Origin of the sequence: Desulfosarcina alkanivorans (assembly GCF_009688945.1) — a bacterium.
GTDB lineage: Bacteria > Desulfobacterota > Desulfobacteria > Desulfobacterales > Desulfosarcinaceae > Desulfosarcina > Desulfosarcina alkanivorans.
In genome coordinates this window covers 5,781,227-5,804,889 of sequence record NZ_AP021874.1, presented here as the reverse complement: position 1 = coordinate 5,804,889, position 23,663 = coordinate 5,781,227, and the positions used below count along the sequence as shown (strand labels likewise).

The 23,663-nt window shown below is 58.4% G+C and carries 22 protein-coding genes; 20 read left to right on the top strand and 2 right to left on the bottom strand.

Annotated elements, in window-relative coordinates; all coding sequences use genetic code 11:
- The first annotated feature begins 192 nt into the window (after positions 1-192).
- The 13 genes from DSCA_RS25280 to DSCA_RS25220 all read left to right on the top strand — a co-directional run bounded on the left by DSCA_RS25280 (position 193) and on the right by DSCA_RS25220 (position 13,994).
- The gene (locus tag DSCA_RS25280) at positions 193-1,881 is read left to right on the top strand and encodes a DUF3373 family protein (protein ID WP_155319087.1); all 1,689 of its coding nucleotides are present in this window, start codon (positions 193-195) and stop codon (positions 1,879-1,881) included.
- 103 nt (positions 1,882-1,984) lie between these two features.
- Positions 1,985-2,272: a hypothetical protein gene (locus tag DSCA_RS25275; RefSeq protein ID WP_155319086.1), complete on the top strand. Its 288-nt coding sequence runs from the start codon at positions 1,985-1,987 to the stop codon at positions 2,270-2,272.
- 33 nt (positions 2,273-2,305) lie between these two features.
- Positions 2,306-2,479, top strand: a complete 174-nt coding sequence (locus DSCA_RS25270) for a hypothetical protein (protein WP_155319085.1) — start codon at positions 2,306-2,308, stop codon at positions 2,477-2,479.
- Positions 2,473-2,817, top strand: a complete 345-nt coding sequence (locus DSCA_RS25265; protein ID WP_155319084.1) for a hypothetical protein — start codon at positions 2,473-2,475, stop codon at positions 2,815-2,817. The genes DSCA_RS25270 and DSCA_RS25265 overlap by 7 nt, the downstream gene beginning before the upstream one ends.
- Before the next feature lie 53 nt (positions 2,818-2,870).
- On the top strand, positions 2,871-3,215 hold the full coding sequence (locus DSCA_RS25260; RefSeq protein ID WP_155319083.1) for a cytochrome c family protein: 345 nt from the start codon (positions 2,871-2,873) through the stop codon (positions 3,213-3,215).
- A gap of 81 nt (positions 3,216-3,296) precedes the next feature.
- The gene (locus DSCA_RS25255) at positions 3,297-4,433 is read left to right on the top strand and encodes a rhodanese-like domain-containing protein (protein ID WP_155319082.1); all 1,137 of its coding nucleotides are present in this window, start codon (positions 3,297-3,299) and stop codon (positions 4,431-4,433) included.
- 155 nt (positions 4,434-4,588) lie between these two features.
- Entirely contained in the window at positions 4,589-6,214 is a 1,626-nt protein-coding gene (locus tag DSCA_RS25250) for a tetrathionate reductase family octaheme c-type cytochrome (protein ID WP_155319081.1), read from the top strand.
- A 2-nt stretch (positions 6,215-6,216) separates the two neighbouring features.
- Entirely contained in the window at positions 6,217-6,885 is a 669-nt protein-coding gene (locus tag DSCA_RS25245; RefSeq protein WP_155319080.1) for a cytochrome b/b6 domain-containing protein, read from the top strand.
- Positions 6,886-7,066: 181 nt separating this feature from the next.
- Positions 7,067-7,792: a 1-acyl-sn-glycerol-3-phosphate acyltransferase gene (locus DSCA_RS25240; RefSeq protein ID WP_155319079.1), complete on the top strand. Its 726-nt coding sequence runs from the start codon at positions 7,067-7,069 to the stop codon at positions 7,790-7,792.
- On the top strand, positions 7,761-8,699 hold the full coding sequence (locus DSCA_RS25235; protein ID WP_155319078.1) for a M55 family metallopeptidase: 939 nt from the start codon (positions 7,761-7,763) through the stop codon (positions 8,697-8,699). The genes DSCA_RS25240 and DSCA_RS25235 overlap by 32 nt, the downstream gene beginning before the upstream one ends.
- A 244-nt stretch (positions 8,700-8,943) precedes the next feature.
- On the top strand, positions 8,944-10,806 hold the full coding sequence (locus DSCA_RS25230) for an ABC-F family ATP-binding cassette domain-containing protein (protein ID WP_155319077.1): 1,863 nt from the start codon (positions 8,944-8,946) through the stop codon (positions 10,804-10,806).
- A gap of 248 nt (positions 10,807-11,054) precedes the next feature.
- Positions 11,055-12,593 (top strand): B12-binding domain-containing radical SAM protein, encoded by a 1,539-nt coding sequence (locus DSCA_RS25225; RefSeq protein ID WP_197904665.1) that lies wholly within the window; start codon positions 11,055-11,057, stop codon positions 12,591-12,593.
- Between the two features lie 138 nt (positions 12,594-12,731).
- A complete protein-coding gene (locus DSCA_RS25220) occupies positions 12,732-13,994 on the top strand; it encodes an FAD-dependent oxidoreductase (protein ID WP_155319076.1) in 1,263 nt (420 codons plus the stop codon).
- 18 nt (positions 13,995-14,012) lie between these two features.
- Here DSCA_RS25220 and DSCA_RS25215 read toward each other — a convergent pair whose 3' ends face one another.
- Positions 14,013-15,440 carry a trimethylamine methyltransferase family protein gene (locus DSCA_RS25215; RefSeq protein WP_155319075.1) on the bottom strand — a complete coding sequence of 476 codons (1,428 nt, stop codon included), beginning with the start codon at positions 15,438-15,440 and terminating at the stop codon, positions 14,013-14,015.
- A gap of 84 nt (positions 15,441-15,524) precedes the next feature.
- The gene (locus DSCA_RS25210; RefSeq protein WP_155319074.1) at positions 15,525-16,637 is read right to left on the bottom strand and encodes a pyridoxal-phosphate-dependent aminotransferase family protein; all 1,113 of its coding nucleotides are present in this window, start codon (positions 16,635-16,637) and stop codon (positions 15,525-15,527) included.
- Between the two features lie 195 nt (positions 16,638-16,832).
- Here DSCA_RS25210 and DSCA_RS25205 point away from each other — a divergent pair, with 195 nt between their 5' ends.
- The 7 genes from DSCA_RS25205 to DSCA_RS25180 all read left to right on the top strand — a co-directional run bounded on the left by DSCA_RS25205 (position 16,833) and on the right by DSCA_RS25180 (position 23,610).
- On the top strand, positions 16,833-17,135 hold the full coding sequence (locus DSCA_RS25205; RefSeq protein ID WP_331457173.1) for an FCD domain-containing protein: 303 nt from the start codon (positions 16,833-16,835) through the stop codon (positions 17,133-17,135).
- A gap of 139 nt (positions 17,136-17,274) precedes the next feature.
- Complete coding sequence (locus tag DSCA_RS25200; RefSeq protein WP_155319072.1) at positions 17,275-17,559, top strand: hypothetical protein; 285 nt, start codon at positions 17,275-17,277, stop codon at positions 17,557-17,559.
- A 98-nt stretch (positions 17,560-17,657) separates the two neighbouring features.
- The gene (locus tag DSCA_RS33020; RefSeq protein WP_269434618.1) at positions 17,658-17,792 is read left to right on the top strand and encodes a hypothetical protein; all 135 of its coding nucleotides are present in this window, start codon (positions 17,658-17,660) and stop codon (positions 17,790-17,792) included.
- Positions 17,793-17,801: 9 nt separating this feature from the next.
- A complete protein-coding gene (locus DSCA_RS25195; protein WP_269434617.1) occupies positions 17,802-18,392 on the top strand; it encodes an ATP-binding cassette domain-containing protein in 591 nt (196 codons plus the stop codon).
- Between the two features lie 42 nt (positions 18,393-18,434).
- Entirely contained in the window at positions 18,435-19,280 is an 846-nt protein-coding gene (locus tag DSCA_RS25190; protein ID WP_155319071.1) for a carbon-nitrogen hydrolase family protein, read from the top strand.
- A gap of 776 nt (positions 19,281-20,056) precedes the next feature.
- Complete coding sequence (locus DSCA_RS25185; protein WP_155319070.1) at positions 20,057-21,736, top strand: AMP-binding protein; 1,680 nt, start codon at positions 20,057-20,059, stop codon at positions 21,734-21,736.
- Positions 21,737-21,840: 104 nt separating this feature from the next.
- A complete protein-coding gene (locus DSCA_RS25180; RefSeq protein WP_155319069.1) occupies positions 21,841-23,610 on the top strand; it encodes an acyl-CoA synthetase in 1,770 nt (589 codons plus the stop codon).
- Positions 23,611-23,663 lie beyond the last annotated feature (53 nt).

Sequence of the window (23,663 nt, the reverse complement as noted above, 5' to 3'; positions counted from 1 at the left end):
GTAAACTTAACAGGTGTTAACTTAAACGCTTCCGCGCAATTTTGCAAGCCCCCGCCAAAAACACAATTATTATATTTTTTTCAGATTGTTATGTCCTTCTTAAAACAATTGCCGCCTCTGGCATACCCATTGCTCAATGGGTTTAGGAAGAAAACGGATGGTTACCGTTAACACATTTTTCAAGGAGGAGAGATGAACGATCGAAGATGGGCGCGACCCGCCATCGGCACCCTGATGGGACTCTTGCTGCTGCTTGGCGTAACCATGCCAGGCATCGCTTCGGCAGATGATGACATGAAACTGTTAAAGCAGCGACTGGAACAGATGTCACAGGAAATGGAGGCGGTCCAGAAAAAACTGGAGGAACTGGAAAAAAAGGAAAAGGCCAAGGAAGCGGAAATCGAGGAAATCGACGACCGGCTCAACAGGACCGAAATGCACACGGCCACCGACAAGGTCTCCTTCGGGCTCGAGCTGCGCACCCGGGCGGATACGCTGCAATACAAGGACATTCAGGTGGCGCCCAGCATGATTTCTGCCGGGCTGATCGCCGCGTCACCGATTGCACCGGCCGATCTGCCGGGTCTCATCGGCATGTTGCCGCCCGAGGCAATGGTCCCCGAAAAATACGATGCCACCAACGACGTCATCCTGACCAACAAGTTCCGGCTGAACATGAAGGCCAAGGTCAACAACCAGCTCAGCTTCACCGGCCGTCTGGCGGCCTACAAGGTCTTTGGCGACAGCTCCGGGGTCAAGGTCAACCAGGGCAGCCTGGCCGATATCACCCTGGACGGCAACACCTCCAGCCTGCCCCACGGAGACACCATCCGCCTGGAACGGGCCTATTTCAACTATAAAAAAGATCTGGGTCCGGTGCCCACCAACTTCTCCCTGGGTCGACGGCCCTCTACGGACGGCCCGCCCCTGGAGTACCAGAACTACAGCCTTGAAGGCGGATCGCCGCTGGCCACCATCATCAACTGGCAGTTTGACGGGGCCTCCTACAGCCTGGGACTGGAAGATGTCACCAACATTCCCGGGGCGGCCTTCAAGCTGTGCTACGGCGTTGGCTTCGAGGGCGACTGGGGCAATACCTATTCACTGGGCAATCAGCAGTCCGAAGTGGATGACGTCCATATGTTCGGCATTATCGCCACCCTGTTCGACAATGACGAAACCAGCGCCGTGCTCAACTGGGCCCATGCCTGGGACATCACCGACGGGTTCACCGGGCTGACGGTCATGCCGTTCATCGTCAGCGAAGACAGTGATGGCAACTTCCTGTTCGAACCCAACAGGGGCGGCTATATCAGCCGTTTTCAGCCCAGCACCGAAATCGGCGACTGGGATGCCGCCTCCCTGCTGCTGCGCACCAACCTGACCGAACGGCTCGACAGGGACATCGACCTGTTCCTGTCCGGTTCCTGGAGCCACACCAAACCGTCCAGGACATCGGAAAACCCCTTCTACAAGATCATGGGGATGGGCCTGCTCAACTCCAATGGCGAACTGAAAGATCGGGACGGGTATATGGTCTATGCGGGCGCGACCTTCCCCATGCCCTGGAATGCGCGACTCGGACTGGAATACAACTACGGCTCCAAGTACTGGTTCAACTTCACCGGCGCGGAGGATTCCCTGGTGGGCAGCAAGCTGGCCGTGCGCGGCCATGTCTACGAAGGCTATTGGCACCAGCCGATCTTCAACGACAACTTTTTTGCCACCCTCGGTGTTCGCTTCTATGACTACGAATACACCGGCAGCGGCAACCCCATGGGCGAACCGGAAAAGATCGACGACATCAATTCGCTCAGTGCATTGAATCCGGTAATCGACCAGGTGTGGAACGGCTATCTCAGCCTGACCTTCCGGTACTAACCGGCCACCGCAACCCGAACCACCGGTCCTGTGCGGAAACCGCTTTGGATGTCCATCGGGCCAAAAACGCGGATGCCGCACAGGACAATTGGGATGAACACCGATGAAACGGGCAGCCATCATCATCAAAGACACCCGGCAGCAGTACGAAGGCCTGAGAACCAGCGTCGGCCTGCTGCTGGCGGGCATGGCGGTTCAGATGTTCGTGCTGCACCATGAAATTGAAATCATGGATGAAGCCTACCGTGACAATATGACGTTCCTGGACGAAATCGGCGGCCAGCGCTACTCCAACAATTCGGAAAACGCCGAAAAATACGGTTTTTCCCACGTGACCATCGGCCAGGCCGCCGAGAAGGTCCGCCTGGCGGATATCATCATTCCCTTTTAAGTCCGCCGGAAATTGGAGCTGTAAGAGGTATCGATGAAAATTCTTCACATCCTCAGATCGGAGCCGGACGACACCGTAGAGAAGTTCACCGTGGCGATGAGCATGGAGGACACGGCAACGGTGGTCATGCTTTACGAAGATCCGGTGGACTGGCCGGACCTGGTCGACAAGATCTTCGAGAACGACAAGGTGGTCTGCTGGTGGTAACGATTAACGACAGGAACAAAACTGAAAAAGACGCGTTGGTCATCCTGGTCAGCACGGATAAGCATCTCGACCATGTGATCAACCTGACTGCCGCCGCCTGGGTCAAGGGCAAGCAGGTAAGTCTTTTTTTCACCGGCAGGGGCGTCCTGCTGACCGTGGACCCCCGATTCAGGCAGCTTGCGGGCAAGGCCGACCTGAATATCTGTGATGCCAGCTTCCGCGCCAACGGACTGCACGGCCGGGAGGGCGAGGTGCCGGGAGTGACCATCGATGATTTTGTGACCCAGGCAAAAAACGCCCGGATGTTAACCGACGGAACCCGTCACCTGGTTTTTTAATCTAACGAATCCCATTTAACCATTGATCGATTTGATATCCAAAAGGAGGCACCATGTTTAAGAAAGGAATTATCGCAGTCGCCGCACTTATTTTTCTGTTTTCCACAGTCGGCATGGCATTCGCCATGGAAAGAGGCAACAAGCGCAAAGGCAAGTACACTTACCGCAAGGTCTACAAGGCATGCATGCAGCGCGGTGAAGTCGATTCGCCCAAACCGCCCATCAGCCCGGATACCAAAACCCAGGCCCAGTGGACACGCACCTTCGAGAAAAAGGATTTTAAAGATTTCGGATGCCAGCCCGAGTGGGAAGCGCTGTCAGAGAAGGATATTACCGACATCTACACCTATCTGCACGATCACGCGGCCGATTCCCCCACACCGGCCAAGTGCAAATAGGTGACGGCGGGCAGCCACCCCTTGATGGGCCGGCTCGGTCCCCGTTAGAAAATACGCAGACCATTTCTGAAGGAGAAAAAAATGTATCAGCGAATCATTTCCGCAGCGTTTGTCATTCTGTTCCTCACCGCCACCCTTACCGGGTGTGCCACCCAGCAGGCGGCGGCACCGGTTGAGGCAGCTGCCAAACCCGCCTTTGAACCCTTTCACGGCATCGTGGATATGGCTTTTGTGAAGCAGCACGTCTCCATCCCCATGTCAGAGGACGTCATGCTCGTCGACGCCCGGCCCTACAAACCCAAATACATCAAAGGGCACATCCCCATGGCCGTCAGCATTCCCGACAGCCAGTTCGACAAGATGACCGACCGGCTGCCGGCAGACAAAAACAGCCTCCTGATCTTCTACTGCGGGGGGCTGAAATGCAAACTGAGCCACAAGTCCGCCAGGAAAGCGGAAAAGCTGGGATACACCAACGTCAAGGTCTTTGCCGAAGGCTATCCCGCGTGGATGGCGGACAAATCCCATTACCCGGCCGTATCGGCCGAATGGGTCAAGGCGCAAATCGACAAGGGCGCCGACATGACCCTGGTGGACTCGCGTCCCAAACGCAAAAAATATGACAAGGCCCACATTCCCACGGCCATCAGCATTCCCGACATGCAGTTTGACAAATTCAAGGACCAGCTGCCCGCGGACACGAGCAGACTGGTGGTGTTCTATTGCGGCGGCCTGCACTGCAAGCTGAGCCACAAGAGCGCCGCCAAAGCCATGGCCATGGGCTACACCAACGTCAAGGTCTTCGCCGAAGGCTATCCGGCCTGGACGGCCTATGCCGGCAAGGCATCCACGACCGCCGGCGCAGCAACGGCCATCAAGGCCGGTGTGGAAGAAGGCAGCATCGACCATGGCGAATTCAAGCGGCTGGTCAGCGAGTCTCCGGGCTCGCTCTACCTGATTGACGTACGCGATGCGGATGAGTATAAAAAAGGGAGTCTGAAAACGGCTGTCAACATCCCCATTGATGATCTGGAAGCAAAAATCAAAACCCTTCCCGCGGACAAGCCCATCGTCTTCATTTGCGGAACGGGCGCCCGCAGCGGGGAGGCGTTTTACATGGTTCAGGATGTCCGTCCGCAATTGAAAAACGTCTTCTACATCGACGGTGAAATGACCATTAAAAAAGACGGGTCGTTCACGCTCAACAAGCCGATTTAGATGGCCCCGGACCCGACGGGGTCCCGGTGGCTCGAAGTGTGAAATCCGGGGATTCACCAATCCCCGGATTCTGCCGCCGCCAGGTGCCCGCAGGGATTCAGCCTGCCGGCAGACACCTATTTCCCATTTACGATTGCACCCACAGGGGGGAAGCGATGAAGTCAACTAAAATGAGCCCGCGAATCGTGCCCGGGACCCTGCTCCTGTTCATGCTCGCGTTTCTTTGCGCACCCGCCGCCTTCAGCGCGACGGAGGAACGGGCGCCGGGCCGGACCATGGCGGACCAGGCCACCAAGGAGAAAAAGCTGTGGATCACCACCGACCACACCCGGATCGAAGCCCTGCAGAAGGATTTCCGCTCCGGTCAGGACGTGACCCGGGCCTGCCTCTCCTGCCACACGGAAGCGGCGGAACAGTTCCACAAGACCATTCACTGGACCTGGGAGGCCTACGAGACCGAAAACGGCAGCGTTCACGGAAAAGGCGGCGATTCCATCAACAACTTCTGTATCTCGGCCAACAACATGCAGGACAAGGGCTGCCTGAGCTGCCACCCCGGCTGGGGCAATCAGACTGAAGCCGTCAACTGCCTCAACTGCCACGGCCAGAACATCATCAACTGGGAGGAATCCTTCGAGGACCTGGAAGCATTCGACGGCTCCGGGGACCCCGAAGAACAGGAGATCGCCGATGAGATTCGGGGCACCATTCAGGCGGCGGTGCAGTCGGTGGTCCGTCCCGAACGACAGAACTGCGGATCCTGCCACTTCAAGGGCGGCGGCGGTGACGGCGTCAAACACGGCGATCTGGACACTTCGCTGACCAGACCCAACAAGGCCCTGGATGTCCACATGGATGCCGATGGCCGCAATTTTACCTGCACCCGCTGCCATACGACCACCATGCACAACATTGACGGCCGGGTTTATACCCGTCCGGCGGCAACGGACCGCAAGAGCCTGATCGAGGACGACCTGACCACCAAGATCACCTGCGAATCCTGCCACAGCAGCACCCCGCACAAAGCCGATTCCAAGGCCAACGACCACACGGACAAGGTGGCCTGCCAGAGCTGCCACATCCCCGAATTTGCCCGGGTGAATCCCACCAAGATGTCCTGGGACTGGTCCCAGTCCGGCAAATTAAAGGACGGTAAACCTTACAAGACCAAGGACGAATTCGGCAAGCACGACTACCTGTCCATCAAGGGCCAGATGAAGTGGGCCAAAAGCGTCCAACCGGAGTACTTCTGGTACAACGGGTCCATCAGCAGCACCACCGCCAGGGATCCCATCGATCCGGGCAAGGTCGTCCGGGTCAGCCATCCGGTGGGTTCACGGGATGATGAGAACGCCCGGATTTCCCCCTTCAAGGTTCACCGGGGACGGCAACCCTACGACAAGGTCCACAAGACCCTGCTGGCCCCCATGCTCTCCGGCCCCGACGGATACTGGAAAACCCTCGACTGGAACCACGCCCTCACCGTTGGCAATGCCACGCTGGACATCCCCTTTTCCGGCGAGTTCGATTTCGTGGACACCACCTATGTGTTTCCCATCACCCACATGGTGGCGCCCAAGGAAAACGTGGTGGCCTGCAACGAATGCCACACCGGCGACGACAGCCGCCTGGCCAACCTGGCCGGCTTCTACATGCCCGGGCGGGATAAATTTCAACTGCTGGATTCACTGGGATGGATCCTGGTGCTCGGGCATCTGCTGGGGGTCGCCGTCCACGGCCTGACCCGCATGTTCACCAACGGCAGAAAGGAGGGCAATTAGCCATGTCTGCCACCAAAAAGATCACCATGTACCTGTATACCCGCTACGAACGCTTCTGGCACTGGCTGCAGATGGCGCTGATCTTCGTGCTGCTGGTCACCGGCTTCGAAGTGCACGGGACCTTCCCGTTCCTCGGATTCAGCCAGGCCGTCAATGTGCACAACACCGTGGGCCTGGCCTGGCTGATCGCCTTCGCCTTTTTCATCTTCTGGGTGTTCACCACCGGCGAATGGAAGCAGTACATACCCACCACACGGAAGATGTTCCAGGTCATCGTGTATTACAGCTGGGGGATTTTCAAGGGAGAGGCCCACCCGGTGCCCAAGCGCAGGGAGGCCAAGCACAACCCCCTCCAGCGGCTGGTCTACCTGTCTCTGGCCGCCTTCCTGCTGCCCGTGCAGATGCTTTCCGGATTTCTCTACTGGGGATACAACTCGTGGAAGGCCTGGGGGTTGGGCTGGCTCACGCTGGATACGATCGCCTTCGTCCATACGGCCGGGGCGTTCGCCATCCTGTGCTTCATCATCGTGCATGTCTATATGACCACCACCGGACACACCGTTACCGCCCATGTCAAGGCCATGATCACCGGCTGGGAGGATGTGGAAGAGGGCGAGGTCCAGGAGTGGGAAAAACACGGGGACCGGCAGCCTGCCGCATCCAAGGGATAGTCCCCCGCATATTCGCAAGTACTCAGCAAACCCCGATCCCGCACCAGCGGCTCGGGGTTTGTTATTTTGCCGCCAAGTGTTTGTAAAACTTTTGTAAATATGGCGATTATACCTATACTTCCAGCATGTTGTAGGCTAAAGTGATTGTTTTCCAATACTCGTTTTTCATTTTGGAGGCGCCATGCGGGAAGAATGCATATATGCCATGCTGCGGGCCATAAAACGAATCAGCCGGCTGTTCTACCGGTTCGATATCGCCTGGGTGCATCAACCGCCCGCCGATCCCTGGCGCCGCCTGCGCCTGGTGGCTTTCCTCAACCACACCAGCCTGTATGAACCCCTGTTCGTCGGCGGATTTCCCGATGAATTCATCAAACGCATCGCCTTCAAGGGACTTATGCCCGTGGCGGACAAGGCCACCCGGCGACCCCTCATGGGATTTTTTTTCCGCATGGTGGCCAAAAACGTGGTCGCCGTCACGCGCAAAAACGACCACACCTGGAACCAGGTCCTGGCCACCATGAATCCGGATACCATGGTCGTCATCATGCCCGAGGGCCGCATGATGCGGGCCAACGGCCTGGATAAACACGGCCGGCCCATGACCGTGAGGGGAGGCATCGCCGATATCGTCCGCAGCATTCCCGAAGGACGGATGCTGATCACCTACAGCGCCGGCCTGCACCATGTGCAGACGCCCGGCCAGCCCATCCCCAGGGCATTCCAAACCCTGCGCATGCGGCTGGAAACCGTCGACATTGCCACCTACCGCAACCGGCTGATGGACCGCTTCGGACCGGACGGCTTTAAAAAAGCACTGATCCGGGATCTCGAAACCCGCCGGGACCGCTATTGCACCGGTCCGGCGTCGGCGGATGAACCGGTTTACGCAGCGGCCCTTGGATAGTCCCCCTTACCGTCACATCCTGATCCTTGCCGACATCGAGGGCAGCAGCGGGTGCGGCAGCTACCGGGCATCGTCGTTCATGACACGGCCCTGGGCGCGGGCCTGCGCCGCCATGTCACGGGATGTGGATGCCCTGGCCGGTCATCTGTTCGATGCCGGTGTCCGGCAGGTTACGGTCAAAGACTTCCATCGCACGGGCTACAACCTGCTGCCGGAAATGATCGACAGCCGCGCCCGGATTGTCTCCGGCTACCGCCGGGGTCCGGTTCCGGGCCTGGGCGATCCCGGGGACGCCGATGGGCTGATGATGATCGGCATGCATGCGGCCGCCGGCACGGCGGGCTTTCTGGCCCACACCCTGACCTCACGCCTGGCATCGCTCGTTGTCAACGGGCGCCCCATGGCCGAGGTGGAACTCTTCAGCGCGTCCCTGGCCCCCCATGGCATCCCGCCGGTCTTTTTTTCCGGATGCCCCGCGGCCTGCGGCCAGGCCCGGGAACGGATACCGGGCATGCCCACGTTTTTCATCGACAAGCGGATTCCCCCCGATGCCCTTGACGCCCAACGATGGCGAAACGAGATGGCCCGGGCGGCGGTTCAGGCACTGGACGGCAGGCCGGCGGCGCCCTATTGCCCCGCGGGCCCCTTTCAGGCTGAAATCACGATCCGGGATGGCCGTCGTGCCGCTGCAAAGATGGCCGATCCATGGGGGTTTGAGCGCTCCGGAGCGACCGTATGCATCCACGCGCCGGACATCCATGCCCTCTATTACAGCCTGATCCGCCTGTGCTACCTGCCGCCGGTGGTTGAAAAATCCCTCCCGCTGAGTCTTGCTCTCCATAACCAGCTCGGACGCCTGGGACGCCTCTGGGTGCGCCGCCAGTTGAAGATCGGGTATCGACATTGACACCCGGACCGCCTTCCTCTATACCTCCACCCGTGAATAATAACTCAGTTGGACGTAATGATTCGGACCGGCAGGCCTGTAGCGGTGCCGGTCCACAAATGGCAGGTTGCGGTTCAGGCCAAGGCCGCAGCAATAGTGAAACCACAGGCGTAGCAGCGCTACGTCGAGGATTTCGGCAGGGCGAGAACGCCGGCCTGGGACGCAAGATGCCGTTTGTGAACCGGCACTTTCAATGGAAATACGTATGATCAGTATCGAAAATCTATATAAAAGCTTTGGCGGCCGCGTGCTTTTCGACGGCGTCAGCTTCAAGATCAATTCAAAGGAACGGGTGGGTCTGGTGGGCCGCAACGGCCACGGCAAGTCCACCCTGTTTCGCATCGTCGTCGGCGAGGAGGGCACCGACGACGGTGCCATCACCATGCCCAAGGGGTACCGCATCGGCTATGTCCAGCAGCATATCCGCTTCACCGAGGAGACCGTTCTGGCCGAAGGCATGAAAGGCCTGATGGCATCGGAGAAGGACCATCACTGGAAAGTCGAAAAAATCCTTGCCGGCCTTGGATTTTCCGACGGCGACATGATGAAAAACCCCCATGATTTTTCCGGGGGATTCCAGGTGCGGCTCAACCTGGCCAAGGTGCTGGTTTCGGAACCGGACCTGCTGCTGCTCGACGAACCGACCAACTACCTGGACATCACCTCCATCCGCTGGATCCAGAACTTCCTGCTGTCCTGGCCCCACGAACTGATGCTGATCACCCACGACCGGGGATTCATGGACAGGCTGGTCACGCACACGGTGGGCATTCACCGTAAAAAGGCACGAAAAATCACCGGCAACACCGAAAAGTACTACGACCGCATTGCCCAGGACGAGGAGATCTATGAGAAGACCCGGCTCAACGACGAACGCCGGGCGAAGGAGATCCGCCTGTTCATCTCCCGGTTCCGGGCCAAGGCCCGCCTGGCCAACATGGTCCAGTCGCGCGTAAAAACCCTGGCCAAGATGGAAAAAAAGGACAAGCTGGAACAAGCCAAGAGCCTGGAGTTCTCCTTTCGCACCAAGCCCTTCAAGGCCAAGCAGGTGTGTACGGTCGAGGATCTCTCTTTTGCCTGGGGGGCGGGGCGCCCCCTGTTCGAGGGCCTGAAATTTTCCATTCTGCCCGGAGAACGGATTTGCGTCGTAGGTAAGAACGGCAAGGGCAAGACCACCCTGCTGAAAGTGCTGGCCGGCGCCCTGTCGCCGACATCGGGCAGCCTCACCTATAACCCGCAGGTCGAGACCGGCGTATTCGAGCAGACCAATATCCAGCGCCTGGTCGACACCCGGACCGTTGAAGAGGAAATCCTCTACGCCCAGCCGGATGTCGACCGCCAGAAGGCCCGCAACATCTGCGGATCCATGATGTTTGAAGGCGACAGCGCCCTCAAAAAGGTCAGTGTGCTCTCCGGCGGTGAGAAAAGCCGGGTGATGCTGGGCCAGCTGCTGGTGACCCCGGTAAACCTGCTGATGCTGGACGAGCCCACCAACCACCTGGATATGGACGCCTGCGACGCCCTGCTGGCGGCCATCGACAACTTCGAGGGCGCGGTCATCATGGTGACCCACAACGAGATGTTTCTGCACGCCCTGGCCGACCGGCTGATCGTCTTCGACGACATCGGCGCCCGCATGTTCGACGGCAGCTACCAGGATTTCCTGGAAAAAGGCGGCTGGGGCGATACGGCGGCCATGACCCGCCGGCAGGAGGATCCGGAAGGCCATCATTCACCCGAACTGCCCCGCCTCACCAAAAAGGAATTGAGGCGGCTGCGCTCGGAAATCATCACCGAAAAATCCAGGGTGATCAAACCCATGGATGATGCCATCGCCCGGGCCGAGGCTGAAATTGAAAAAAACGAGACCCTGCTGGACCAGCTGAACCGGGAGATGGTCGAGGCCTCCGAGCAGGGCAATGGCGCCCGCATCGGCCCCCTCTCCCAGCAGATCCGGTCCTGCCAGGCGATCATTGAATCCCGTTTTGGCGAAATGGAACGGATGGACGATCAGAGGCAGCGGCTGGAGAAGAAATTTGAAAAAAGGCTATCAGAATTGGAAGCGTAGTTACAGGGCGCGGAGGCAGGAAAGGGAGATTTGACGTAAAATGCTAACAAATTGAAGAATTGGGGGATTGAGGAATTCGGGAATTGATGGAACGGCTTCCAGCCGCGATCTATTATTAAAAATGTGTGCATCTCACTAACGATAAAACAGGCTCAATACATTCCAATTCCTAAATTCCCCAATCCCTCCATTCCTTGAATCCCATAATTCAACTCCAAAATCACTCGGACAGTTATCTCGAATATATCGTGCCAAACAAATCAATCCTTCTCATCTCACCACCAGTGACCAAGCCCTGCGAACCCCCGGCCGGCCTGGCCAAACTCGCCGGGGCACTGGACGATCACGGCGTCGACTGCCGGGTTTACGATGCCAGCATCGACGGCATCCTGGGGGTGCTCCAACGGCCGTCGGCGGCTGACGATACCTGGTCCCGCCGGGCCCTGTCCAAACGAAGCGCCGACCTGGACGCCCTGCGGTCCAGCCGTCTTTACCGCAACCGGGACCGATACCGGCAGGCGGTCATGAACGTCAATCGGGTCCTTCACATGGCGGGCCTGCCCCACGGGGCCGCCATCTCCCTTTCCAATTATGGATCAACCCGCCTTTCACCGGTTCGAAGCGCCGATTTGATACGGGCGGCAGAAAATTATGAAGCCAATCCGTTCCATCCGATCTTCTCTGAACAGTTGTCGGCGCTTTTTTCCCGATGGGAACCGGCCGTCGTCGGTATGTCGATCAATTTCATGAGCCAGGCCCTGTGCGCCTTTGCCATGATCGGCTTTGTCCGCCGGCAGCTGCCCCGCGCAAGGATCGTCTGCGGCGGGGGGCTGGTCACCTCCTGGATGAACATTCCCGGCCTGGACAACCCTTTTGGGGGGCTGGTGGACGAAATGGTCTGCGGACCGGGGGAAAACCGCCTGATTGCGCTGTGCACCGGTACAGACGAGAACCGGCCGACGGTTACCGGGTATGATTTCTCTTTCTTTGAAAAAGAACCCTACCTCTCTCCGGTGCGGGTGCTTCCCTATGCAACCTCCCGGGGATGCTACTGGAAAAAATGCGCCTTCTGCCCTGAAACTGCCGAAGATGCGCCCTACCTCACCGACAACCCGCGGGATATCGTCGAGGATCTGAGCCAAACCACCCTTCAAACCGGGTCCGGCCTGATCCATTTCCTGGACAACGCCCTCTCCCCGCGACTGCTGGCCCATCTGATCGAACGTCCGCCCGGTGCGCCCTGGTTTGGATTCGCCAGGATTACGCGGCACCTCACCGATCCGGCTTTTGTCAGGGGATTGAAAGCGTCCGGCTGCGTCATGCTCAAGCTGGGCGTTGAATCCGGGGACCAGGTTGTGCTGGATGCCCTTTCCAAGGGGATCGACATCGAAATGGTGTCAAAGGCGCTCGACACCATCCACCGGGCGGGCATCGCCACCTATATATACCTGCTGTTCGGGACACCGGCGGAAAATGAGAAAAGCGCCCGGATGACGCTGGCGTTTACCCTTGACCATGCATCCTCAATCGATTTTCTCAACCTGGCCATCTTCAACCTTCCCGCATACAGCCGCGAGGCCGATGGCCTGGACACGGTGGATTTTTACGATGGGGACCTGTCATTGTATCGGGAATTCATCCACCCCGGGGGCTGGAGCCGGGACCGGGTGAGGCGTTTTTTATCCAAAACGTTTAAAAAACCCACCGCCATCCGGGCGATCCTGAACAGCGATCCACCGTTTTTTACTTCCAATCACGCACCTTTTTTGACCGGAACATCAGGATGATGACAACGCCCTGCTTCCGGCAAAGGGTTCAAACAGGCTGATGGGGTTGCCGCATCAGGCCGAGCGCTGAGCTTGAAGGGGAGCCAATGAAACAGATTACCGAAGTCGCCCGGAAAATACCGGTTCTGGCGGAAACGGATGTACTCGTGGTCGGCAGCGCTGGCCGCCGCACGGGAAGGCGTCCGCACCCTGCTGGTGGAACGTTACGGGTGCTTCGGAGGCAACATCACCCAGGCCGGCGTGGAGTCCATCGCCTGGTATCGCCACGCGGGAACCGTGGACATCCAGGGCATCGGTATCGAATTCGAACAGCGCGCGCAGCAGATGGGCGCAACCGACCCCGAGCCGCAGTCGCAAAGCGAGGCCCTGAACACGGAATTGTTCAAGGTGGTGGCTGACACGTTGATTCAGGAGTCGGACATCATACCGATCCTGCACTGCATGGCCGTTGAAACCGTGATGGCGGGCGATGTCATAAACGGAATTGTCACGGAAAGCAAATCCGGGAGGCAGGCCATCCTGGCACAGCGGGTAATCGATGCCACCGGCGATGCGGATATCGCCCATCGGGCAGGAGCCCCCTGGCGCATGGCACCGAAAAATGACCTGTTGGGGGTTACGGTGAGTTTTTCATTGACCGGCGTTGACCGTGAACGCTTCCTGGCCCATGTGAAATCCAATCCGTCCACCTATAAAAACTGGGCGCTTGAAACCACGGGCAAGGAAGACGACCTGTTCAGCCCTATCTCTCGGATCCTTTCCAAATGGCCAAAGCGGCCGGGGAGATTCCCGGGGACGTGGACATCGCCGGCACCTGGAGCCGGATCAGTGAACATGGGGAGGCCACATATATCAATGTGGTCTACATGCACGGCTATGATGCGACCGATGTCCGGGACCCGGGGAGAGATCGAGGGCCGCAGGCAGGCCATGTGGGCCGTCAATGCCCTGAAAAAATATACACCGGGCTTCGAGAAGGCCGCCATCAGGACATTCGGCTCATCATTGGGAACGCGCGAATCGAGAAAAATCATCGGCCGGACCAACCTGACGGCATACGACGTCCGCAACCAGGGGCGGTTCGAGGATGTGATCGGCATTTTCCCGGAGTTCCTCGATGCTTACGGAATCGTCATTTTGCCCACCACCGGCCGCTTTTTCCAGGTACCCGATGGCATCATGGTCCCGCAAAAAGTCGAAAACCTGCTGGTGGCCGGACGATGTGTGGCGGGCGATCGAATCTCCCATGCGGCCACGCGCCAGATGATGTGCTGCACGGTTACCGGACAGGCGGCTGGCGTGGCCGCGGCCTTGTCCGTTAAGGATGGCGCCAGCTGCAGCCAGGTGGACATCGGGCGCCTGCAGAAAAGCATGGTCAGCCAGGGGGTGCGAATCAGATGAGCGGGGCTGCCGGCAGGATCAGCCGGATGGTTTGTGTTCGGCGACGTAAGCCCTCAGCGCGGTGTCCACTTCGGGATCGATAACCGGCGTTTCATAAGCCGCCAGGCGCTCACGGACCCTTTGGGTAGCCGCCTGATCAATTCGTTGGGAACCGGCGGCTGTCCAGGCGGCATGATTCTGCCGGTTGAAAAAGTCGGTCGTGTGGAATTCCGTCCGGCACCGCTTGAGCGTTTGGGGCTGGGTCAGGTACTGGCCCCCGATGCCCACGGCTTTGATCATTTCCACATCAATGGCCTCGTCGGAGAAGTCGATGGGCGCAGTCAGCTTGCGGAGGATGGCGCACATCTCTTCATCGACCAGGAATTTTTCATAGCTCATGGCCATGTAGGATCCCAGGATGCCGGCCGAATCAAGAATGAAATGGATGCCGTTGCGGACGGCGGTGGACAGGGCCAGGGCCGATTCGCCCGCCGCCTGGGCATCCGGGAAATGGGCATCGGTCAGGCTGCCCCCGCTTCGGCTGGGAATGTTGTAAAACCGGGCGATCTGGGCGGTTGCCGAAACGATCATGGACAGTTCCGGGCAGCCGACTGCCAATCCCCCGGTTCGCATATCCATGGCCGAAGACAAACCACCGTAGATTACCGGTACACCGGGATTGACCAACTGGGCCAGGGTGATGCCCGCCAGAATCTCGGTATTTTGCAGGACCAGGACACCGGAAAGGGTCACCGGTCCCGACGAACCCGCCATGACCAGCGAGTCGATCACGCAGGCCTGGTTTGCCCGGGCCAGTTCAATCAGGGCTCCGGCCATCTCGCCTTGAAACTGAAGCGGCGACTGGGAACTGATCAGGGACACCGAAACCGGCCCCACGTCCGCAAGCTTGTCCTTGCCGCCCCACAAAATGGCTGCCATCTCAACACAATCCCGTGCGCCCTGCCGGGACACCGGACTTCCCATAAACGGTTTGTCACACAACAGCATACCGGACAGCAGCATGTCCAGGTGGGACGTGCCGGGAGAAACATCGTCCGGCACCACCATCATGAACCCGTTCATGTCGATGGTCGGGGACGTCTGGACCAGTTTGCAGAAATTGTCGTAGTCGGCCATGGTGGCCTTTGATTGCCTGCCGTCAGGAAGGGCGATGAAAGGTGCGCCGTAACCGGGAGCGACTACCCAATTATCTCCGCCCACGTCAATGCTTTTTCGTGGATTGCGGGCCCTTACCCTGAACCGGGAGGGGACCGTGTCGAGCGCCTGTCGGACCTGGGACTCGGTCATGTAGACCGTCTTCCCTTCCACCCTGAACCCCCGGGCGGTGAAAATATCGAGGGCCTCGGGTTCATTGAAGGCCACACCGACACGGGACATCAGGTCCATGGATGCGTCGTGAATCCGGGTCATCTGATCCGTGGTGAAGGTTTGCATCCGGTCATACATGATCGATCCTCTATGTTTGGGTGGCTCAACGGGGCCTGTCCGTGCGAAAGCGTGCGGCAGTGTTAAAAAAAAGGACAATTCCGGTCAGGCCAATATCGTTTTCAGTGCTTCCAGCAGACGGTCGACATTTTCCTGTCTGGCCGTGTGGCCCATGAGCCCGACACGCCAGATTTTTCCGGCCAGGGGACCGAGTCCGGCCCCGATTTCAATCTTGTACTCCCTGAGCAGGGTGCTGCGCACAGCGGCCTCGTCGACACCTTCCGGTACGTTCACCGAATTGAGCATGGGCAGCCGGCTGCCGGGGGCCACCAGCATGGACAGCCCCAGCCCTTCGAGTCCGGCCACCAGTTCATCGTGATAGTGCCGGTGACGCCGGTAGACGTTATCCAGCCCTTCTTCCAGGATCAGCTGCAGGGCCTGATACAGGCCGTAATGCATATTGATGGGGGCCGTGTGATGATAGGCGCGTGTGGCGCCTTTCCAGTACTTCATGATCATGGTGAGATCCAGGTACCAGTTGGGCACCTTGGTCTTACGGGCTTCCAACGCCGCCACCGCTTTATCCGAGAATGAAAGCGGAGCCAGGCCCGGGGGGCAGGACAGGCATTTCTGCGTACCGCTGTACAGGGCATCGATGCCCCATGCATCCATGGCGATCGGCATGCCGCCGAGGCTGGTGACGGCATCCACGAGATAGATCGTGTCGGAGCCGTCGAGCAGGTCGCCGATCTCCGCCACGGGATTTTTCACCCCCGTGGAGGTCTCTGCATGCACGACGGCAACGATCTTGTAATGTTTTTCAGCGATCTTCTTTTTCACCGGGTCGACCACCACCGGCGTTCCCCATTCAAATTCCAGGTTTTCGACATGGGCGCCCAAACGCTGGGCCACGTCCTGCATGCGCATGCCGAACACCCCGTTGATGAGGATCAGCACGGGGTCATCTTTTTCGATCAGGTTGACGAAGCAGGCTTCCATGCCGGAAGACCCGGTTCCGGAAATGGGAATCGTCAGCGTGTTGGTCGTGTCCAGCAGGGTGCGCAGGTCGGCCTTGATGGCGTCCATGATGCGGATGAAGTAGGGGTCGAGATGGCCGAGGGATTTTCTGCCCAGGGCCTCGTATACCTTGTCGTGCACACATGAGGGACCGGGTCCCATCAAAAGAATTTCTTCAATCCCGTCAAGTAGCTTTTCCATCGCCAATGGGTTCCTTTCAAAATTTTTGTTCGATGCGGGGGAGGGGCGGCCCAATCGGCCCGCCGTTTTAAAACGCTTGATCTTTTCACTGCAAGGTGCCGCCGGATGGCGTAACCGGTCGGCGGCACGATACCGCTCGACCCTTCGGGCGCCTGCGCGATTTGCTGACTCCTATACAACGAATGTCCTTGCCGGATAAAGGCAATCAACGAAGAAATGCTCCTTCAGGTGACGGAGCAGGCATACTATCGATACTTTGATCTGAACACCAGCTTTCACCATGTCTACCTCAACCTGTCCGACAACACGATGTTGCTCGATCAGCTGAATATCCTCAGGCAGCGGCTGTTCGACTTCGGAACCAAGGGCGAATGGATTAAAAAGGTCCAGGTGCTCAACTACCAGGAGCACCTGAAACTGATTGAACTGATCGAAGCGGGCAACGCAGGCATGGCACACGATTTCATTCGTGATGTCCACTGTGCCGTCAACTGGTGACGTCCAAAAAACGGGCGTCGCCTGCTGAACGGGAATGTCCCTGGTCTTTGCACCCGTTTGAATATCGTCACGCCGATACCGCGCCGCCGGTGCGGGTATGAACCCATACAACCAACCACTATGGATAAGGGGGAGAAAAATGGCACACCGACGATCTCTGATTGTTATGCTGGTCATGGCAACGGCAGCAGAAAAAAACATGGTTTTTGCTTCACCCTACGGCATCACCACCCTGGATCCGTCCGTCTCCTATTCCACAGAACTGACCTACATGGCCAATATTTACGAAACCCTGATCAGGGTCAACCCGCCGGGAAGCAAAAAGCGGTTCAGTTACCGGACCTGGCCTATCCCCCCGGGGGGTGCCGTTTCCCCCCCGCTGCCCCCATGCCATGGCCCGCTGCAAAGAGAAAAAACCGCCTGAGCAGGATATCGGCCAGGGGCACCGGGTCACCTGTTATCTGTACGGACCGGATCTCCCGGACCGGTCGAACGACCGTTCCCGCCAGGCACAGGGGGTGAATGGTGACTGAAGCGATCATCTGCCTGGAACAGGTAAAAACCCATTTCCCCTACCGCAAGAATTTCTGGGGACAACCCACCCAATGGGTGCGGGCGGTCGATGGGGTCAACCTCGCCATCGTCGCCGGCGAGTGACTTGGCCTGGTGGGCGAATCGGGGTGTGGCAAGAGCACATTGGGCCGCAGCATCCTGTGCATGGCGCCCGTGGTCTCCGGATCGGTCCTTTTTCACGGAGAGGAGATCCAGGGACTGGGCCAGGAGCAGTTGCGGCCGTTGCGCCCGAAACTGCAGATGGTTTTCCAGGATCCCCGCGCATCGCTCAACCCCAGGATGACGGTCCGGCAGAATTTAAGCGAGGCGCTGTTCATCTGCCCCGGCTTCGATCACAGGCGGAGCCTGGAACGATCCGCCGAACTGCTCGACATGGTGGACCTGCGGCCCGAGCATCTTTTCCGGTACCCGCACGAATTCAGCGGCGGGCAGCAGCAGCGGATCTGCATCGCCAGGGCCCTGGCCACCGAACCCGAATTCATCGTCTTCGACGAAGCCACCAGCGCACTGGACGTTTCCGTCCAGGCCCAGGTCATCAACCTGATGGCCCGCCTGCAGCGACAACTGAACCTGACCTGCCTGTTTATCAGCCACGATCTGAGCATCATGGAGCAGGTCTGCCATCGCATTGCCGTCATGTACGCCGGCAGAATCATGAACAGCTATCCACAAATGGTGATCTGAAATCCGACCCAACCAGCGTTTAACAGGAAAAAAGGAATCCTCATGAGCCGTTTACTCGGTATGGGTGTCTGCCAGCTTGAAACCGACACCCGCAATCCTCGGAAAAACATGGCTTCACTGGCAACGCAAATCAAGGTCATGCGTGCCCACAGCCCCTGGATCAAACTGGTGGGCGCACCCGAACTCTGCCTCCAGGGGCCCTATCACATGGCGTCATCCGCCGAACGGATTCCGGGGCCCATCTCGACATTCTGCGCCGATCTGGCCCGCAAACATGAAATCTACCTGATCCCCGGCTCCATCTACGAAAAGGACGGAACGGCGATTTACAACACGGCGCCCATATTCACCCCCCAGGGCAAGATGGTCGCCCGGTACCGCAAGATGTACCCGTGGCGGCCGCACGAGAAGACGTCACCGGACAGCGAAACGACAGTTTTCGACGTTGCCGGCGTGGGGCGGGTCGGTGTCTGCATCTGTTACGACCTGTGGTTCCCCGAGGTCATCCGCGACCTGGTGCTCAAAGGCGCCGAAGTGATCATGGTCCCCACCTTGACCGGCACCCAGGACCGCCGCCAGGAGATCATCCTGTGCCGCGCCGCCGCGATCGCCAACCAGTGTTTTGTGGTCAGCGTCAACGGGGCCGGCCAAAGTGCCAAGGGCCAGAGCATGATTGCCGATCCGGAGGGCCATATCCTTCAAAAAGCCGGACCGTTTCCCGAAAACCTGATGGCGATGCTGGATTTGAACCGGGTGGAGCAGGTCCGGCGATTCGGTACCTGCGGGGTATCACGGCCGGTGGCCAGTTTTCTTCACGAAGCCCATTCGTTTCCGGGCAAGGGAGCCGGCAGCGACTCCCCGCTGGCAAAGGCATTGAAACTTTTTTGATCGGATGAAGGGCCACCGGGGATGGTTTCGGCCAACCGCTGAACGCAGATGACCGTGAAAAGTGAACCCGATTTCCAGCTCACCGTTCATTCCCGCTGGCCGGCAGGGATCACGACCGGGGAATGACGCCGTTTCACATTTCTCAAACTGTTGAAGACACAGAATCCTTCTGAGAAAGAAAAAATGACCCCGGGGCTGAAGGGGCGCCTGCTGGCCCGTCATGGCCGGGCATGCAACCCATCCGCCCTTTCCGGTTCGCCCGCACATTGCCGCCGACCGGAAGCATCTTCGACGCCGGATGGCACTTTTCCCGGTACAGACAGCCCGCCCATGTAGTCGTTTGACCTATTCGTGTGGTGTTTTTACCTACAATGAAATAAGGATCCCCACCACAGAAAAATCGTCCTATCGCCGATTGCCATCCTCGTCGGGTTTCCATAAAGATCTATTTACAGAGGAGAGGGTTTTGGGTTCCCCGGTCAGGGGATATGCGGCCCTGGTCCCCGGGGAGGCAAAGGTTGAGTTGTCCTCACCATCAATCGCTTGTTTTCAAATCGCTTCTCTTGCCGTTTCCGATGCTTGATGTGCATGTGGATCGGTTCTTCTTCAAAGCCGGGGGTGCCGGCACACAGGCCACTGCAATTGAACGGACTGCCTCGACCGGCTCTTTGCTTCGGTTTTTCCGGCCGTCGGATACGCGCGGGGAAGCGGCCTGAATGAATGTCGGACGGGCACACGCGGTCAACCTTATGGACGGTCAGAAGGAGACATACGGAATGCAGCGACCCCAGTTCGAGCTCGGCCAGACAACGATCGGGCATTTGGTCGATACGGTTGCCGAGCAGTTCAGCGACGGCAAGGCCCTCGAGTATCCCGGCCACCATATCGGCTACACCTACGATGAATTCAGGGTCACCTGCAATCGCGTCGCCAAAGGGCTCATGGCGCTCGGCATCGAACGCGGCGATCATATCGCCATCTGGGCCAACAATGTTCCCCAGTGGGTGCTCACCCAGTTCGGCTCCGGGAAAATGGGTGCGGTGCTGGTGACCGTGAACACCAACTACCGCAGCTTCGAACTGGAGTATCTTCTGAAACAGTCCGACGCGACCACCCTGCTGATGGTGGGCGGCGTCCGCAGTGACGATGAATACCTGAAGGTGATCGACGATGTCTGCCCGGAACTGAAAACCGCGGCACCCGGCAAGCTGCAGAGCGCCAGGCTGCCGAAACTGAAAAACGTGGTATTTCTGGGCCAGGGGACCCATCCCGGCATGTTCACCTGGGAGGACATGCTGTCCCTCGGGGAACAGGTGAGCGATGTCAGCCTGGCAACCCGCCAGTCGGGCCTCGACCCCGACGATCCCATCAATATGCAGTATACCTCCGGGACCACCGGTTTTCCCAAAGGCGTGATGCTCACCCATACCAATCTTATCGGAAACGCCAGAAGCCTTGCCGAATGCATGGATTTCACGCCGGCGGACAACCTGTGTATTCCGGTGCCGTTCTTCCACTGTTTCGGCTGCGTCCTGGGCACCCTGACCTGCGTGGTGGCCGGCGCCACGATGACGCCGGTCTTCCAGTTCAACGCCGTCGAGGTCCTCAAAACCATCGAAAAAGGCCGATGTACAGCCGTTCATGGCGTGCCTACCATGTTTATTGCCGAACTCGAGGAAATGGAAAAGAACACCTACGACACGTCCTCGTTGCGCACCGGCATCATGGCGGGCTCGCCCTGCCCCATCGAAGTGATGACCCAGGTGGTGGACCGGATGGGGGCCAGCGAAATGACGATCGTCTACGGGCAGACCGAAGCCTCCCCGGGAATCACCCAGACCCGCCCGTCCGACTCGCTGCAGCGCCGGGTGGCAACGGTCGGCCGCGCCCTGCCCCACGTGGAAGTCAAAATTGTGGATGCGGTCACCAACGAACCCGTGCCCCACGGCCGGCAGGGGGAACTGTGCACCCGCGGTTACCATGTAATGAAAGGGTATTACAACAATCCGGAAGCCACGCAAAAAGCCATTGATGCCGACGGATGGCTGCATACCGGCGACCTGGCCATCATGGATGAACACGGCTATTGCAAAATCACCGGACGGATCAAGGACATGATCATCCGCGGCGGAGAAAACATCTACCCCCGGGAGATTGAAGAATTTCTGTACACCAACGAGAAGATAAAGGACGTCCAGGTCGTGGGCGTCCCCAGCAGGAAATATGGTGAGGAACTGACGGCGTTCGTCCAGCTCAAGGAAGGGGTCAGGGCAACGGAAGAAGAACTGAGAGCGTTCTGCAAGGACAACATCGCGTTTCACAAAATCCCGGCATTCTTCCTGTTCGTGGACGATTATCCCACAACGGCCAGTGGAAAAATTCAAAAATACAAGCTTCGGGAACTGGCAACCGGTATTCTCGAACGGCAGGAGGACGCCACGATCAAAACGGCCTGATGCATATCTAACCGGCACGGCGTTGAAAGACGAAACAGGTGGGCCAGGCGCGACTGTTTTTCAACATCTTTCAATAAACCATCCAATCTTCAAGGAGCAATCTTATGGGCATGGACAAATTGTACAGGGAAGTCATGGACCTCAACATGATGGCCGACAACGGGGACAAGGAGGCGGCGGCCAAAGCCTTTTTTGAAAAACTGAATGCCATGGAACTCCCGGAGTATTTCAACTGGGCGGATGAAATTTTTGAAGGCCTTCACGTTAAGGAGCGTGGGGACAAGACCGCATTGATATGGGCGGACATCGCGACAGAAGAGAAAAAAAGTTTCACCTACAAAGAATTTGCCGCTAAAAGCAACCAGTGTCTCAACGCCTTGAGGGGGGCCGGCGTCGAAAAAGGCGACAACATGTACATGATGGTTCCCATCGTTCCGGAAACCTGGTTTGCCAGCTATGCCTGCGTCAAAGGCGGCCTGGTGATCGTCCCCACGGCCACGACCATGACCATGCGGGAGCTGCAGTACCGCTTCGAAAGCTACCCGCCGGATACCATCGTGTCCGACGCTGCCTTCACCGACATGATGGACGAAGCCATCGCAGCCACAGGCGTCAAACCCAAAATCAAGATTGTGCTGGGCGAGAAGGAGGGCTGGGTCAGCTACAGCGAACTGGACAAAGAGTCAGGGGAAGCCGAAGCGGCCAAAACCAAACCCAATGACCTGCTGTTCTGCTTCTTCACCTCCGGTACCACCGGGTTGCCCAAGAAAGTCGGCCACACCGCCGCGTCCTATCCCGTCGGCCACCTCTCCACCGCCGTCATGGCTGGCATCCGGCCGGACGACATCCATCACAACCTGAGCGCACCGGGCTGGGCCAAGTGGGCCTGGAGCAGCTTTTTCGCGCCCTTGAATATGGGCGCAACGGCCACCGCTTTCAATTTCGCGGTTCTGGACGGCAATCAGTATCTCAAGACCGTTGCCGACTGCAAGATCACCACTTTCTGTGCCCCACCCACGGCCTGGCGCATGTTTATCAACCTGGATATGGACCGTTTCGACCTGTCCACCCTGCGCCAGTCCATCAGCGCCGGTGAACCCCTGAACCCTGAGGTCATTACCCAGTGGAAGAAATACACCGGAACCGAAATCCGCGATTTTTACGGGCAGACCGAATCCACCGCCATGATCGGCAACCCGCCCTGGATGGCGGGAAAAATGCGCAGTGGTTCTTTCGGTTACCCGTCGTATATGTACGACGTCGTCCTGGTTGACGACGAAGGCAAGGAGGTCACCACCCCTGACGAACCCGGACACATCTGCGTACGACTGGACCGTTGGCGGGCCCTGGGCCTGTTCACCGAGTACATCGGCAGCCCGGAAAAAATGGAGAGTGTCTTTATAGACAACTACTACTACACCGGCGACCGGGCCTCTTTTGACACGGATGGCTACTGGTGGTTCGTAGGCCGCGCGGATGACGTAATCAAATCCTCCGATTACCGCGTGGGTCCGTTTGAAGTCGAAAGCGCCCTGGTGGAGCACCCGGCCGTCGGCGAGGCAGCGGTCATCGGGGCACCTGATCCCAAACGCCATCAGCTGGTCAAAGCCTATGTCATCCTGAACACCGGCCATGAACCGTCCAGAGAACTGGCGCTTGAACTCTTCAAACACACCATCGGCATCCTTGCCAAATTCAAGATCCCCAGAATCATCGAATTTGTGACCGAGGTTCCCAAAACGATCAGCGGTAAAATCCGGCGAATCGAATTACGGGAAAACGAAATCGCCCGCAAAGATAAAGGCAGCGGCCCCCAGACCAACGAGTATTTCTACTGGGATTTCCCGGAATTGAGCTCAAAAGCCAAAAATTAAGGAATCGATAAGATGGAGCGACCGGCCATGTGTTCTCCTTTAAGCGTTATGAG